Below are 14,729 nucleotides of genomic sequence, written 5' to 3' on the forward strand. Positions count from 1 at the left end.
TATGGCCAGCACGTTCACCGATTCGAAGTCCGATTTGATGCGCCGGGCAGCGGAGCAGTTGACCGCGAACGTCGCCGACGCGCAATTCACCACGCGCCAGAAGCTGGCCTTGACCTGCCGGGCGTTGTTCGACGCCGGGCATGACTCGGGGCTGGCCGGCCAGATCACCGCTCGCGCCGAGGCCGACGGCACCTACTACACCCAGCGGCTGGGCCTGGGGTTCGACGAGATCACCGACGACAACCTGCTTTTGGTCGACGAGGACCTCAACGTCCTCGACGGGGACGGAATTGCCAACCCCGCCAACCGGTTTCACAGCTGGATCTATCGCGCCCGGCCCGACGTCCAGTGCATCGTGCACACCCACGCGTTTCACGTGGCGGCGCTATCGATGCTGGAAGTCCCGTTGATCGTCTCCCACATGGACACCACGCCGCTCTACGGCGACTGCGCATTCTTGCCGAAATGGCCGGGCGTGCCCGTCGGCAACGAAGAGGGCGAGATCATCACCGCCGCGCTCGGCGACAAGAAGGCTGTGCTGCTGGCGCATCACGGCCACGTCATCGCCGGCGCCAGCGTCGAGGAGGCGTGCTCGTTGGGAATCCTCATCGAGCGCGCCGCCAAGCTGCAGCTGGCCGCCATGGCCGCCGGCACCGTCAAGGAACTGCCCGAAGAACTTGCCCGCGAAGCCCATGACTGGACGTTGTCACCGCAACGCAGCCGCGCCAACTTCGCCTACTACGCCCGCCGGGCGCTGGCCCGGCATCCCGACGTGTTGACCAGCTGAGGAGCCGAGCAGTGACCGAGCCCAAGATCCACGGCATCATCGCTTACCCGGTGACCCCGTTCTCCGATAACGGGATTGACACCGAACGGCTGGCCGCGCTGGTGGAGCGGTTGGTGTCCGCCGACGTTCACGCGATCGCGCCGCTGGGCAGCACGGGTGAACTGGCGTACCTCGAGGAACCCGAATTCGACACCGTCGTCGACACCACCATCGCCACGGTCGCCGGCCGCGTCCCGGTGATCGTCGGGGTGTCGGATGTGACCACCGCCAAGACCATTCGGCGCGCCCAGTACGCGCAGCAGGCCGGGGCCGACGCGGTGATGATCCTGCCGGTGTCCTACTGGAAACTCACCGAGCGCGAGATCTTCCAGCATTACCGCAGCATCGGTGACGCCATCTCGATCCCGATCATGGCCTACAACAACCCGGCCACCAGTGGTGTCGACATGCCTCCGGAATTGCTGGTGCGCATGTTCGAAAACATCGACAACGTCACCATGGTCAAGGAATCCACCGGCGACCTGGCCCGCATGCAGCGCATCGCCGAACTATCCGGCAACCGGCTGCCCTTCTACAACGGCAGTAACCCGCTGGTACTCGACGCGCTGAAGGCCGGGGCGTCCGGATGGTGCACGGCCGCACCCAATTTGCGGCCACAGCCCTGCATCGACCTGTACGAGGCGGTGCGCGCGCAAGACCTCGACACCGCGCAGAAGCTCTACGACGACCTCAAGCCGTTGCTCACCTTCATCGTCGCCGGCGGGCTGGCGACCACGGTCAAGGCCGGCCTGGAGCTGCTCGATTTCCCGGTCGGCGACCCGCGCGCGCCGCTGTTGCCACTGGACGAGCGGGGCCGCGGCGAGTTGCGGGGCTTGCTGACTAACGCCTAACCCAAGTCGGGCGCGGAGAAGGTGTCACACTTCTTCGGGTCACCGGTCTGGTAGCCGGTGGTGAACCACTTCTGCCGCTGTTCGGACGAACCGTGCGTCCAGGACTCGGGATTGACCCGCCCGGTGGATTCCTTCTGGATGCGGTCATCGCCCACCGACGCCGCGGCGGAGAGGGCATCGGAAATGTCCTTGTCGCTCAACGGTTCCAGGTAGGGCACGCCCGTGCTCTCCTGCTTGACCGTGGAGGCGTAGTGCGCCCAGATCCCGGCGTAGCAGTCGGCCTGGAGTTCGGTGCGCACGCCGTTGCCGCCGGCGCCCTGGGCACCCTGCTGCGAGCGGCCCAGCAGACCCTGCAAGTTCTGCACGTGGTGACCGTATTCGTGGGCGACCACATATTCTTGCGCGAACGGCCCACCGCTGGAACCGAATCGATCGACCAGCTCCTGGAAGAAGTCGGTGTCGAAGTACGCCGTCTGATCGACCGGGCAGTAGAACGGCCCGACCGCTGTGGTGGCCGCCCCGCAGCCGGTGTTCACCCGACCGGTGAAGAGCCGGACGTGGGGCCGGGTGTAACCCGGCAACAGCTGATGCCACACCGCATCCACCGAGTTGCCGGTGGCGACCACGCGGCATTGCACGTACTTGTTGGCGTCTGCGCCGGTCTTGCACTGGCTCAGGTCGAAGCCGGGCGCCGAGTACCCGCCGGTGTTGGTCTGCTGCGAGTTCATGACGCGACCGGGGTCGACGCCGAAGAACAGCGCGCCGATGAGGATCAGCAGGCCGAGGCCACCACCCCCGACGGCCATTCCCATCCCGCCCCCACCGGACGAGGACGCAGTGCTGGTGTCGATCTGCATGCCCTCGTTGAAGGTCATGACACGCTCCTAACGTTGCCGGGTCGCAAGGGAGTCGGTATAGCTGCGCAGGTTGCGCAGATAGCGGCGCAGGGCCAGGTTCAGCAGTGGGCCCACCACGGCCATCGCCAGCTTCGCCGGGCCGGCCGGTTTCTGGGCCATCGTCCACGTCAGCCGGCAGCCACCCGGGATGGCCTCGACCCGGTAATCCTCGGCGAACGCCGCCACGGATCGGGTCGAGCATTCGTTGAACCGAAATGCCATGTGTGTGAACGGCTCCCAGGCGAGGAATTCTTCGTTGCCGACGAGGCCGCCGCGCATCTCGACGACGCGGGTGGTCCCGATGCCGCGCGGCTCGGGGCTGGTCCAGGTCACCTTGGTGATCACCTTCGCCCACCGCGGCCACGACTCGGCATCGGAAAGCACCTCGAACAGCTGCTCGGGCGTGATGGCCAGGTCGACGCTGTTGCGGAACCGGAAACGGGCCTCAACGGAATCAGCGTCGGTGAAGCTCGTATCGACGCGTTCGCAGGGGAACATGACAACAACTTAGCCGGGGCCGTCGCTGGCCGCGGCCAGTAAGGGCACTACGACGTCGCTGATCGGCGTGGCCAGCCCGTGGGCCCGGCCTTTGCGAATGATCACGCCGTTGCGGACATCCCATTCCATCCGCCGTTGATGTTCGGCGTCGGTGAGGATCGACGTGCTCAGGTCTTCGGCCACGTTGCGGAACATGTCGACCAACTCGTCGACCACCCCGTCGGCCAGCCGGGCGCCCTCGGCCCGCGCGACGGCCAGGCACTCGGTCACATACCGCCGCGACAGCGCGGCGACGTCGTCGCGGCGGAACATGCCCGACCGCCTCCGCGCCAGCGCCATGAACCCGGCCAGTGCGTTGGTCAGCAGCTTGTGCCAGGCCGCGGTGATGATGTCGGGGTCGCAGTCCGCCCGGCAACCGGCGCCGCGCAGCAGTTCGGCGACGGTCTCCCCGGACGGGCCGCTGGGCAGGACCAGGGCCGCCTCGGTGCGCAATCGCACCCAGCCGTCGGGCTGGGTCTCGGCCGAGTACCACACGATCCCGGGAATGACGGGCGAGGACGGGCAGTGCGGCTGCACCTGCTCGACCTGCTCCACGCCGTTTTGCAGCACCACGACGATGGTGTGGACATCGCACAGCCTGGCCAGCCAGTCGGCCGCGGCGTCGTTCTGGGTGGCCTTGACGGCCAGCAGCACGACGTCCACCGGCTCGGTCACCTCGGCGGGGTCGGTGCGCACCGGCCCGGGAACGACGATCGGATCCGATCCGTCGGGCCGCAGCTCGATGGCGTCGCGCGGGGTGCGACCGCACACCATGACCGAATGGCCCGCCCGGTACAGCAGGGCGGCGGCCGTCGTGCCGACGGCGCCGGGACCGACCAGGGCGATGTTGGTAGCAGCGTCTGTGGCGATGGCATCGAAATTACCTCCTTTAGACTGGGCACTCGTTCTGGCCAGGTGAAGAGGAGTGTTTTGTGCTGCGCAGTCATGCCGCGGGTTCGCTGGACAGTGGCGACGCCGGGCAGCAGGTGACGCTGACGGGCTGGGTGGCCCGCCGCCGCGACCACGGCGGCGTCATCTTCATCGACCTGCGCGACGTCTCGGGCATCGCCCAGGTGGTGTTCCGCGCCGAGGACGTGCTGGCGCAGGCGCACCGGCTGCGCGCCGAATTCTGTGTCGCCGTCACCGGTGTCGTCGAGATCCGCCCCGAGGGCAACGCCAACCCGGAGATCGCCACCGGCGACATCGAGGTCAACGCCACGTCGCTGACGGTGCTAGGGGAGAGCGCCCCGCTGCCGTTCCAGCTCGACGAGCCCGCCGGCGAGGAGCTGCGGCTGAAGTACCGTTACCTGGACCTGCGCCGCGACGGGCCGGCCGAGGCAATCCGGTTGCGCTCCAAGGTGAATGCCGCGGCGCGGTCGGTGCTTTCCCAGCATGACTTCGTCGAGATCGAAACCCCGACCATCACCCGCTCGACCCCGGAAGGGGCCCGCGACTTCCTGGTGCCGGCCCGGCTGCACCCCGGCTCGTTCTACGCCCTGCCGCAGAGCCCGCAGCTGTTCAAGCAGCTGCTCATGGTGGCCGGCATGGAGCGCTACTACCAGATCGCCCGCTGCTATCGCGACGAGGATTTCCGCGCCGACCGTCAGCCGGAGTTCACCCAGCTGGACATGGAGATGAGCTTCGTCGACGCCGAGGACATCATCGCCATCTCCGAAGAGATCCTGGTCGCGTTGTGGGCGTTGATCGGCTACCAGATTCCGACGCCGATCCCGCGGATCAGCTACGCCGACGCGATGCGGCGATTCGGTTCCGACAAGCCGGACATGCGCTTCGGGCTCGAGCTGGTCGACTGCACAGAGTTCTTCAAGGACACCACATTTCGCGTCTTCCAGGCGCCTTACGTCGGTGCCGTGGTGATGCCGGGCGGGGCGTCACAGCCGCGGCGCACGCTGGACGGCTGGCAGGAGTGGGCCAAACAGCGGGGCCACCGCGGGCTGGCCTACGTCCTGATCGCCGACGACGGCACGCTGGGGGGGCCGGTCGCCAAGAACCTGTCCGACGCCGAACGTGACGGCCTGGCCGCGCACGTCGGGGCGAAGCCGGGCGACTGCGTCTTCTTCTCCGCGGGCCCGGCCAAGCCCTCGCGTGCGCTGCTGGGCGCCGCCCGCGGCGAGATCGCCCACCGGCTGGACCTGATCGATCCGGACGCCTGGGCGTTCGTCTGGGTGGTGGACCCGCCGCTGTTCGAGCCCGCCGATGACGCGACCGCCGCCGGCGACGTCGCCGTCGGGTCGGGGGCGTGGACCGCCGTGCACCACGCGTTCACCTCACCCAAGCCCGGGCATGAGGACGCCATCGAGACCGATACCGGCGCGGTGCTCGCCGACGCCTACGACATCGTCTGCAACGGCAACGAGATCGGCGGCGGATCGATCCGTATCCACCGCCGCGACATCCAGGAGCGGGTGTTCGCGGTGATGGGGCTGGATGCGGCCGAGGCCCAGGAGAAGTTCGGATTCCTGCTGGAGGCCTTCACCTTTGGCGCACCGCCGCACGGCGGCATCGCGTTCGGTTGGGACCGGATCAACGCGCTGCTGTCCCGGGTCGACTCCATCCGCGAGGTCATCGCCTTCCCGAAGACCGGCGGCGGCGTGGACCCGCTCACCGAAGCACCGGCGCCGATCACCGCCCAGCAGCGCAAGGAGTCCGGAATAGACGCCAAGCCGCAGCTTAAGACGTCTTGACCTAGCTAGTGGCCAGGCCCACTAGCAGCCGGCGCGAAGTGCGGCGCAGACCGTACCGCCTTCGATCATGATGCAGCTCGACGATCCCAGCATCACACCGATCAGCATCACGGCCAGGGCAGCGGCGCGCAGCGTTCTCTTGGTGATCTTCGTCTTCATGAGTCACACCTTTCTGCTGGTGAGGTGGCCGCGTAGGTCAACTACCGCGGGCTAGCTGATGCTACCGCGTGTCTTTAGACACATGTGCAATATTTCGGGAACTGCCGGGCGTCGCGGACTACGCGAATCGTCGAGCGGCTAGCGTTGACGGCGCTGCTGAGAGACGAAGTCCGGAATAGACGCCAAGCCCGACAAGGTTCACAGGAAATGACCGAAACCCCTGACGCCGAGACCGTCAACGCGTTCAACAAGAGCATCATCGACGAATTCCGCGCCAACGACGGCGTGGTCGGTGGCCAGTTCGAGGGCGCCAACCTGCTGTTGCTCCACACGACCGGCGCCAAGTCCGGTCAGCCGCGGGTGTCGCCGCTGGCCTACTTCCGCGTCGACGGCAAGCTCATCATCATCGGCTCCTTCGCCGGCGCCCCGGTCAGCCCCGCCTGGGTGCACAACCTGCGGGCCAATCCGCAGGCGCGCGTGGAGATCGGCACGGACGCGTTCGACGTCGCCGCCCGCGAGCTTCCCGCCGACGAGCGGGCAGCGCTCTTCGACAAGATCACCGCCGTCGCGCCGGGCTTCGCGGAATACCAGGCCAAGACCACCCGGGTGATTCCGCTGTTCGAGTTAAACCGGACCTAGCCGGTGGGCGGTACGCGGCGAGCGATGCCATCTCTGGTTCTCGCCGCCGCGCGCGCGGGCGGCAAGCGGCTGCGGGTGGTGTGGTTCAACCTGCTCCAGACCGCGCTGGCCGCGGGCCTGTCCTGGTACCTGGCCCACGACGTCCTGGAGCACCCGCAGCCGTTCTTCGCGCCGATCGCCGCCGCGGTGTCGTTGTCGACCAGCAACGTGCTGCGCGCGCAACGCGCCGTCCAGATGATGATCGGGGTGACGCTGGGAATCGGAGTGGGCTCGCTGGTGCAGGGCCTGCTCGGGCCGGGCGAACTACCCATCGCGGTCGCCGCGCTGGTGGCGCTGGCCGCCGCGGTGTTCATCGGGGGCGGCTTCATCGGACACGGGATGATGTTCGCCAATCAGACCGTGGTGTCGGCGATCCTGGTGCTGGCCCTGTACCACGGCGGCGTCGGACTTGAGCGCATCTTCGACGCGCTGGTCGGCGGTGCGGTGGCCATCGTGTTCGCCGTCTTGCTGTTTCCCGCCGACCCGCTGACGGTGCTGCGCAATGCCCGGGTGGGCGTGCTCGGGACGCTGCACGACGTATTGGCGCGCGCCGCGGACGTCGCGGCCGGACGCAAAGACCCGCCGCCGGACTGGCCGCTGACGGCGGTGGATCGAGTGCACGAACAGCTCAGCGGGCTGCTCGAGGCGCGCACCACGGCCCGCCACGTCGTCGCCATCGCGCCGCGACGCTGGGTACTGCGCACCACGATCGAAGCCGCCGATCACCAGGCGGTGCACGTGGCCCTGCTGGCCGGCTCGGTGCTGCAACTGGCCCGCGCCGTCTCGCCCGGCCCCGATCCCATCCCGGCCGGCGAACGCCTTCCGCAGCCGGTGCCCACCGTGCTGGTCGTGCTGGCGGCCGCGACCGCGCTGGCCGACTCCGATCCCGCCGGCGCCTGCGCCTACACGGCGTCGGCGCGTCATCACGCCGCGGAATTACAGGCCGGGGCGCATCAGAAGACGCACCTGCTGCTCGCCGACGTCGTCAGCGCCTGCATCGACGATTTGCAGCGCGTCATCGACCTTCGGCACGTCTGAGCGTTTCAGCGCGAGTCGGCCAGGAACTCCTGAACCAGTTTCCGCGGCGCCTGGGTCAGCCACGCCTCGGTGATCAGGTCCTCGAGGTCGCGCACCGAGATCTCGGCGAGGTTGACCAACACCGCGGGATAGCCATCGAAATGCGGGGTGGTGAAGTAGACCCTCGGCTCGTCGTCGATCAACGCGAACTTGACGCCCTCGTCCGACACCCGGACCCCGAGGATGTCGCCCCGCGGCGGCTGGGGCCCGGTGCGTTCCAGCGCCTCGCGCTCGGAGGGCCGCAGCGGCCGCTCCCAGGCCAGCAGTTTCTTGCCGACCCGCCAGTCGTGCGGCGACGGCTCGGAGGTGAGTGCCAGCTCACCGACGATGCGGGCGACCTCGCCCCAGGTGGCCACATCACGATTGTGCTCCCGTTTTGGCGCCAGTGCCGTCGGATTGGCAAACGGTGGGCGACTGGGCATTCCGCGGGCCCTACGCAGGGGGCGGGCATGTGATGAGATCAGCGGTGAGGAGGGAGAAGGGCTTGCCAGCAGATCCAGGCGAACCAGGGGCCGGGGTCGCCCGCCGACACCGGGTGACCCACCGCACCGAGTATCGCTACTCCGACATCGTGACCGGCTCGTATGGGCGCGGGTTCCTCACGCCGCGCGACTCGCTGCGGCAGCGCTGTGTCGCGCATCAGCTGATCATCGAGCCGGCCCCCGCCGACAGCTCCACCAGTGTGGACAGCTACGGCAACACCAGCTCCTACTTCCACGTGACCGAGCCGCACCGCACCCTGAAGGTGACCAGCGATTCCATCGTCGACGTCTATCCGCACCGCCCGGATCCTGACACCGCGGCCCAGCCGTGGGAGGCGGCCCGGCCGACCGGCCCTGGCGCAGCCCTGGCGACCGAGTTCACCCTGGACCTCAATCCGCCGGAGATCACCGACGACATTCGCGACTACGCGGCCGCCAGCTTCCTCCCCGGGCGTCCTCTCATCGAAGTGCTGCGAGATCTGACGTCGCGCATCTTCACCGACTTCACCTACCGATCGGGGTCGACGACGATTTCCACCGGAGTCAACGAGGTTCTGGCCGCCCGCGAAGGGGTATGTCAAGACTTTGCCAGGCTGGCGATCGCCTGCCTGCGAGCCAACGGGTTGGCGGCCAGTTACGTCTCCGGATACCTGGCCACCGACCCGCCACCCGGAAAGGATCGGATGATCGGCATCGACGCCACCCACGCGTGGGCAGCGGTCTGGACTCGGCAGCGGCCCGGGCAATTCGAGTGGCTGGGGCTTGATCCCACCAACGACCAGATGGTCGACGAGCGCTACATCGTCGTGGGACGGGGCCGTGACTACGCGGACGTCCCGCCGCTGCGGGGCATCATCTACACCGACTCGGCACACAGCGCGATCGACGTCGCCGTCGACGTGGTGCCCTTCGAAGGCGATGTGCTGCATGCGTGACTTCACCTGCCCGAATTGTGGCCAGCGCCTTACCTTCGAGAACTCCACCTGTCTCAATTGCGGCAGCGCGCTGGGGTTTTCGCTCGACCAGATGGCATTGCTGGTGATCGCGGAGGACGATGCAGGCGAGCACGCCGGCTTCGTGCGCGCGAGCGAGTATCAGCTGTGCGCCAATCTGCTACTCGCCGAATGCAATTGGCTGGTTCCCGTCAACAACCCCCGGCTGCTGTGCCCCTCGTGCGCGCTGACGATCGAACGGCCCAACGACGCCGACACCACCGGGATGGCCGAGTTCGCCAGGGCCGAGGCGGCCAAACGCAGGCTGATCGCCGAGCTGCACGAGCTGAAGCTGCCGATCGTCGGGCGGGACCGCGATCCCGACTACGGGCTGGCCTTCCGGCTGCTGTCCAGCGCGCACGAGCAGGTGATGACCGGGCACGAGAACGGCGTCATCACCATCGACCTAGCCGAGGGCGACGACGCGCACCGCGAGCAGTTGCGGGTGGAGATGGACGAACCGTACCGGACCCTGCTGGGTCACTTCCGCCACGAGATCGGCCATTACTACTACTACCGGCTGATCGCACCGTTCACCGATTATGTCGAGCGGTTCAACGAGCTGTTCGGCGACCACGAAGCCGACTATCAGGCGGCGCTCGATCGCCACTACAGCGAGGGCGCTCCCGAGGGCTGGCAGGAGCACTTCGTATCGTCCTATGCCACAATGCATCCCGCCGAAGACTGGGCCGAGACGTTCGCCCACTACCTGCACATCCGCGACACGCTGGACACCTCGGCGTGGTGCGGGCTGGCCCCGGCGTCGGCCACGTTCGACCGGCCCGCCTTGGGCCCCAGCGCTTTTCAGACGATCATCGACATGTGGTTGCCGTTGTCGTGGTCGCTGAACATGGTGAACCGGTCGATGGGCCACGACGACCTGTACCCGTTCGTGCTCCCGGCCGCGGTGCTGGAGAAGATGAGGTTCATCCACACCGTGGTCGACGACGTGACATCGGAGTCGCGCGGCCCCGCCTCGGTGGCCGGTTAACGATGTGCTTTTCGATCACAGCGGATCTGGTGGTGGGTGCCGCCCTCGTCCCGGTCGCCGTCGCGACCCTGCGCGAGGTGAGGCACTGGCGCGAAGTGCCATTCGCGTTGTTGCCGACGGTGTTCGCGGTCCACCAGTTCATCGAGGCGGCGGTGTGGCCGGACGGCTTGTTCTCGGCGGGGCTGATCCACCTGGCGACGCGCGCGTACGTCTTCATCGCGCTGCCGCTGCTTCCGGCGTTGGTGCCGTGGGCGATTCTGCTGCTGGAACCGCGTGGCGCCCGCCTTCGGGTGGCGCCGTTCGCGGTGCTCGGCACCGTCGTGTCCGCCTATCTGGCTGTCGTCGTGCTCACCGAACCGGTCGAAGTGACGAAGGGTCCCCATGCGCTGCAATACCAGACCGGCGTTCACGGTGGCTACGTGTGGGCGGTGCTCTACGTCATCGCCGTCATCGGCCCGGCACTGTTGTCGGGCTATCGCTCCATCGTGGTGTTCGGGTTGGCCAACCTGGTGGGGCTCGTCGTGGTCGCCGTCCTCTACGTGAACGCGTTCGCGTCGCTGTGGTGCATCTACGCCGCCACGCTGTCGGTCCTGGCGCTGGTGCACATGGTGCGGCGACGGCGACTGCCCGATCCGCACCGCTACCACGGCCTCACCGCGGAGCATGCGGCATAGAAGGCATGAAACGTGTTGGGCGAGAACGGGACTAGGCAGGATTGCCGGACTCCTCCTCACCCCGCTGCGCGGGTGCATCGTCGTCCGGCTAGGCGGGCATCACGCGTCGCTGGTCGGGACCCCAAATCGGTTGCATGCCGCCGGGCAACGCCAGCTGCGTAGCGGTGATGACCTCGGCCAGGTTGCGCAGCTCGGCGTGCACCGACGCGAGCAGCTCCGCCAACTCGGCACGCCGGCCATCGTCGCTGACCCGTTCGAGCTCGGCGGGGTGCGAGCGCCGCAACCTGGTGCCGATCTCGTCCACCAACCGTTCCGGGCGTGACGATCCCGATGAGCTGGGCAGGTCCCTGAGATTGGTGCGCAGCCGCTCCAGCTGGTACAGCAGCGACCGCGGATTCTGCGCGTCGAACAGCATCAGCTCGGCCACGGCGGCCACGCTGACCTTGCCCACCGTGCGGCGCCGGTAGATGACCGAGGACTCGCACGCCACCAGCGTGGATTCGATGACGGTTTGTTCGGCCGCGGCGCCGCGGGCGACGGTCAGGGTGGCCTGCAGCAGCGCCGTCAGCCACAGCCCGCGTTCGATCCGCTTGCCGATGTCCATCATCGTCCAGCCCACGTCGCGCACCATCGACTCGCCGGCCACCCCCGACAGGGTCAGCATGCCGGCCAGCGTCTGGGTCTGCGCTCCGGTGAGCACCGCGTCGGCCTCCGAAAGTGATTCCGGCGGATCGCTTTTGAGCGCCAGCGCGCGCTCCACCCCGGCCAGCACCATCCAGGTGTCGTTGGACATCTGGTCGCGCACCGCCCGCGCGGCCAGTGCCAAACCCTCCACCGACTGCACCAGCGAGCCGGGCCGGTTCGGATCAACGGTGAGCGACCACAGCGTGGAGGGGGCGATGGCGATCATCTCGGCGTGGTCGCCATCGCTGTCAGGCGTTCCGGTGATGCGGCCCAGCGCGGTCATCAGCACCGGCACGCATTCGCTTTCCGCACTGTGCTGGTGGTGGCGGTAGACGTGGAACCGGTCGCGGGCGACGATCAGCAGTCGCGCCATGCTTTCCGCGCGCTCACCGTAGCGGCCGATCCAGAACAGGTCGGACAGCACGCGCGGGGAGCTGACGGCCCAGGTGCCCGCGGCCGTCTTGGCCGACGGCCCGGGCGTCGGAAGGCTGATCGCCTCGGCGTGCGCCCGCTCGGTGGGGCGCACCCAGACGTCTTTGGCCGCAACGGTTTTCAGCGTGTACGCGGCGGGCCCGGGGGCCAGCACGTAACCGATGCCGCCAATCATCGGCGCGTAGCCGCCGCGCTGGGCGACGGTGAACAAGCGGATGCCGACGCCCGCCGAGGACAACACACCGGCGTGGTCGGTCGGCACGGACGAGAACTGCGGCAGCTCCTGGCCGATCCACTGCCACGGCATCTGCTCGATGCGGGCGGCCAACCGGGTCAGCTGCCCAGACGATAGTGCCGGCCCGACCAGGGTCGTGTCACCGATGGTGGACTTCACCAACAACGACGGCAGGTTCGCCAGCAGGTGTGAGCGTTCACTGGCGATGCCGCCCCAGTAGACCTCGGTGCTCGGCAACTGCAGCGTTTCCGACAGCAGATGCTCGGCCATCGCGGGCAAAAAACGCAGCAGCCCAGGGTTTTCCAAAATTCCACTGCCCAGCGTGTTGACCACGGTCACCGTCCCGCGGTGCTGGGCCTCCACCAAACCGGCCACCCCGAGCCGGGAATCGGCGCGCAGATCCAGCGGGTCCGTGTAGTCCGCGTCGACCCGGCGCAGGACGACGTCGACGCGTTTCAAGGTGCCCAGCGAGCGCATCCACAACATGCCGTCGCGCACCACCAGGTCGGCGCTTTCCACCATCGGGAAACCCAGCAGGGTGGCCAGGTAGGCCTGGTCGAATGCGGTCTCCGAGTAGATACCCGGGGACAGGACCACCACGACGGGATCCTGGGCGTCATCGGGTGCGGCGTCGATCAGCGCCAGCCGCAGCGCCTGCGCGAACGGAGTCGTCGGCCGGGGCGCGATTCGCTCGTAGAGGTCGGGAACCGAATGCGCGATGACGCGCCGGTCGGCCAGCGCGTAGCCGGCCCCTGAGGGCGCCTGGGTGCGGTCGCCATTGACGACGAAAGTGCCGTCCGGACGCCGGCTGACATCGCAGCCGTGCATGAAAAGCTGGTGGCGCCCGGGGATTTCGATTCCATTGGCGGCGCGCACATACCCGGGATGGCCGAACAGCAGTTCGGGGGGAAGGACGCCCTCGGTGAGCAGGCTGCGCGGCCCGTACAGGTCGGCCAGTACGGCGTCGAGCACCCGCGACCGTTGCAGCAGGCCCGTCTCGAGCACCTCCCAGTCGGCCGCGGACAGCACGATCGGCAGCGTGTCCAGCTGCCAGGGCCTGGGCTCCTGGCCGCGACCGTCGGGCGCGACGTCGGTGTAGGTGATGCCGTCGTTGTCGATGAGGTCGTGCACCACCGAGCGCAGCCGGTCCAGGCCGGCGCGGCCGCGCTCCGCGATGGCGTCGGCCAGCTCGGCCCACGCCGGTCGCACGTTGCCGTCGCGGTCGAGGAATTCGTCATACCCGCGTGCCGGACCGTGCCGCAGATCGAAGAGCGCCTCCTGGGCGCGCGCGGCGCGGTATCCGGCCAGCAGGCGATCCGTGTCGTAGCGCGCGGTGCCGGGCCCTGACGGCGCGCCGGTGGCGAATGTCATTGGTGGGCCGGCCTTATGACCGAGGCAGCGAAGCCGCCTCAGCCGACGGTGACGGTCAGCGGACTCACGGCGCGACCTGCCCGCCGGACAGCCGGCGGTAGGTGTAGACCTGGATCAACAGCGCCACCGGGGCGGCGACGACGAGCCCCACCAAGCACAGGAAGGCACCGACCAGCACGATCGCGAACTGCACCAGCCACGACAGCAAGGCGCTGCCGATGTCGGAGCGGACCGTGGTGAAGCTTGCCTTCAGCGCCTCGATCGGCGGCAGGTCGCGATCCGTCGCGAAGGCGATGGTGAACAGCGCGAAGAAGCTGAAGACCGCGACCGCCAACAGCGCCACCAGGTTGAACAGAATCGTCGGCGGGATCAGCGAGACCGCATCCAGGGCGACGCTGATCACGCTGAGCAGTGCCGCGGCCAGAAGCGCGTTGCCGAAGTGGCGCGGCTTGAAGAACGAACTGACGGTCACCGGCCGGGCGTCCGCTATGTCAAGGGCGCCCGACAGGAATGCCGCCTGGACGAAGATGGTGTAGACGAAGATCACGATCTGCAGGACGATCGCGCCGACGCCGCCCATGCTTCCCGAAAACGATGCGCCGTAATTTCCGTCGGCATTGCTCGTCGACGCGTCGGCGCCGCCCAACAGCACGAATACCAGGCCGTACAGGATCAGCCCGGCCACGGCGTACACCAGCAACGCAACGATCAGCGGCACCGCGTTCTTACCGAACTTGTTGAACGCCCACGAGAAGGCTTCGCCGATGCTGAATCGCTGAGGGCCGCCGTAACCCGGGTAGCCGGGCTGTTGGGGTGCACCGTAGCCCGGTGGTGGCCCATATCCGGGGGGCGGGCCATAACCGGGGGGCGGGCCGTAGCCGGGCGGTGGCCCGTATCCGGGCGGCGGGCCATAACCGGGCGGTGGCGCCGAGCCGGGGGGTGGCCCGTAGCCGGGGGGCGGCCCGTAACCGGGGGGCGGGTAACCGGAGGGCTCCGGGTTGCCTTGCGGCCGGATCGGGTTGCCGGGGTACTCCGGGGGTTGGCTCATGGCCGCTCCTACGTCGTCGACGTTCTGGGCATGCGTCGCAGAACTTAACAAGTATCCGACGGCCGTGCAGACCGTGCCAGATGAGTCGCCG

The 14,729-nt window shown here is 68.2% G+C and carries 15 protein-coding genes; 8 read left to right on the plus strand and 7 right to left on the minus strand.

Going from position 1 to position 14,729, the window contains the following annotated elements; genetic code table 11:
* Position 1: 1 nt before the first annotated feature.
* Together AC5Y30_RS16080 and AC5Y30_RS16085 are read left to right on the plus strand one after the other, a co-directional pair.
* Complete coding sequence (locus tag AC5Y30_RS16080; RefSeq protein ID WP_499919605.1) at positions 2-787, plus strand: aldolase; 786 nt, start codon at positions 2-4, stop codon at positions 785-787.
* Positions 788-798: 11 nt separating this feature from the next.
* On the plus strand, positions 799-1,677 hold the full coding sequence (locus AC5Y30_RS16085; protein WP_499919606.1) for a dihydrodipicolinate synthase family protein: 879 nt from the start codon (positions 799-801) through the stop codon (positions 1,675-1,677).
* Here the strand turns inward: AC5Y30_RS16085 and ypfJ are convergent.
* The 3 genes from ypfJ to AC5Y30_RS16100 are packed head-to-tail and all read right to left on the minus strand — an operon-like array spanning position 1,674 to position 3,980.
* A complete protein-coding gene (ypfJ, locus tag AC5Y30_RS16090) occupies positions 1,674-2,552 on the minus strand; it encodes a KPN_02809 family neutral zinc metallopeptidase (protein ID WP_499919607.1) in 879 nt (292 codons plus the stop codon). The genes AC5Y30_RS16085 and ypfJ overlap by 4 nt on opposite strands.
* Before the next feature lie 9 nt (positions 2,553-2,561).
* The gene (locus AC5Y30_RS16095; RefSeq protein ID WP_499919608.1) at positions 2,562-3,071 is read right to left on the minus strand and encodes an SRPBCC family protein; all 510 of its coding nucleotides are present in this window, start codon (positions 3,069-3,071) and stop codon (positions 2,562-2,564) included.
* Positions 3,072-3,080: 9 nt separating this feature from the next.
* Positions 3,081-3,980 (minus strand): oxidoreductase, encoded by a 900-nt coding sequence (locus AC5Y30_RS16100; RefSeq protein ID WP_499919836.1) that lies wholly within the window; start codon positions 3,978-3,980, stop codon positions 3,081-3,083.
* A 62-nt stretch (positions 3,981-4,042) separates the two neighbouring features.
* On the opposite strand from AC5Y30_RS16100, the gene aspS reads away from it, so the two are divergent.
* Positions 4,043-5,815, plus strand: a complete 1,773-nt coding sequence (gene aspS / locus AC5Y30_RS16105; protein ID WP_499919609.1) for an aspartate--tRNA ligase — start codon at positions 4,043-4,045, stop codon at positions 5,813-5,815.
* A gap of 21 nt (positions 5,816-5,836) precedes the next feature.
* Here the strand turns inward: aspS and AC5Y30_RS16110 are convergent, their stop codons facing one another.
* On the minus strand, positions 5,837-5,974 hold the full coding sequence (locus AC5Y30_RS16110) for a hypothetical protein (RefSeq protein ID WP_499919610.1): 138 nt from the start codon (positions 5,972-5,974) through the stop codon (positions 5,837-5,839).
* A gap of 207 nt (positions 5,975-6,181) precedes the next feature.
* On the opposite strand from AC5Y30_RS16110, the gene AC5Y30_RS16115 reads away from it, so the two are divergent.
* On the plus strand, positions 6,182-6,613 hold the full coding sequence (locus tag AC5Y30_RS16115; protein WP_499919611.1) for a nitroreductase family deazaflavin-dependent oxidoreductase: 432 nt from the start codon (positions 6,182-6,184) through the stop codon (positions 6,611-6,613).
* 24 nt (positions 6,614-6,637) lie between these two features.
* A complete protein-coding gene (locus tag AC5Y30_RS16120; RefSeq protein ID WP_499919613.1) occupies positions 6,638-7,690 on the plus strand; it encodes an FUSC family protein in 1,053 nt (350 codons plus the stop codon).
* A 5-nt stretch (positions 7,691-7,695) separates the two neighbouring features.
* Here AC5Y30_RS16120 and AC5Y30_RS16125 read toward each other — a convergent pair whose 3' ends face one another.
* The gene (locus AC5Y30_RS16125; RefSeq protein WP_499919614.1) at positions 7,696-8,085 is read right to left on the minus strand and encodes an MmcQ/YjbR family DNA-binding protein; all 390 of its coding nucleotides are present in this window, start codon (positions 8,083-8,085) and stop codon (positions 7,696-7,698) included.
* Positions 8,086-8,183: 98 nt separating this feature from the next.
* Between AC5Y30_RS16125 and AC5Y30_RS16130 the strand changes: the two genes are divergently transcribed.
* The 3 genes from AC5Y30_RS16130 to AC5Y30_RS16140 are packed head-to-tail and all read left to right on the plus strand — an operon-like array spanning position 8,184 to position 10,868.
* Positions 8,184-9,146 carry a transglutaminase family protein gene (locus tag AC5Y30_RS16130; protein ID WP_499919615.1) on the plus strand — a complete coding sequence of 321 codons (963 nt, stop codon included), beginning with the start codon at positions 8,184-8,186 and terminating at the stop codon, positions 9,144-9,146.
* Positions 9,139-10,194: a zinc-binding metallopeptidase family protein gene (locus AC5Y30_RS16135; protein ID WP_499919616.1), complete on the plus strand. Its 1,056-nt coding sequence runs from the start codon at positions 9,139-9,141 to the stop codon at positions 10,192-10,194. The genes AC5Y30_RS16130 and AC5Y30_RS16135 overlap by 8 nt, the downstream gene beginning before the upstream one ends.
* 2 nt (positions 10,195-10,196) lie before the next feature.
* Complete coding sequence (locus AC5Y30_RS16140) at positions 10,197-10,868, plus strand: DUF6629 family protein (RefSeq protein ID WP_499919617.1); 672 nt, start codon at positions 10,197-10,199, stop codon at positions 10,866-10,868.
* A gap of 88 nt (positions 10,869-10,956) precedes the next feature.
* Here AC5Y30_RS16140 and AC5Y30_RS16145 read toward each other — a convergent pair whose 3' ends face one another.
* A complete protein-coding gene (locus AC5Y30_RS16145; RefSeq protein WP_499919618.1) occupies positions 10,957-13,590 on the minus strand; it encodes a circularly permuted type 2 ATP-grasp protein in 2,634 nt (877 codons plus the stop codon).
* Positions 13,591-13,654: 64 nt separating this feature from the next.
* Positions 13,655-14,638, minus strand: coding sequence for a hypothetical protein (locus AC5Y30_RS16150; RefSeq protein WP_499919619.1), 984 nt, complete (start codon positions 14,636-14,638; stop codon positions 13,655-13,657).
* Between the last annotated feature and the right edge of the window lie 91 nt (positions 14,639-14,729).

This window comes from Mycobacterium sp. NGS27 (genome assembly GCF_059813005.1).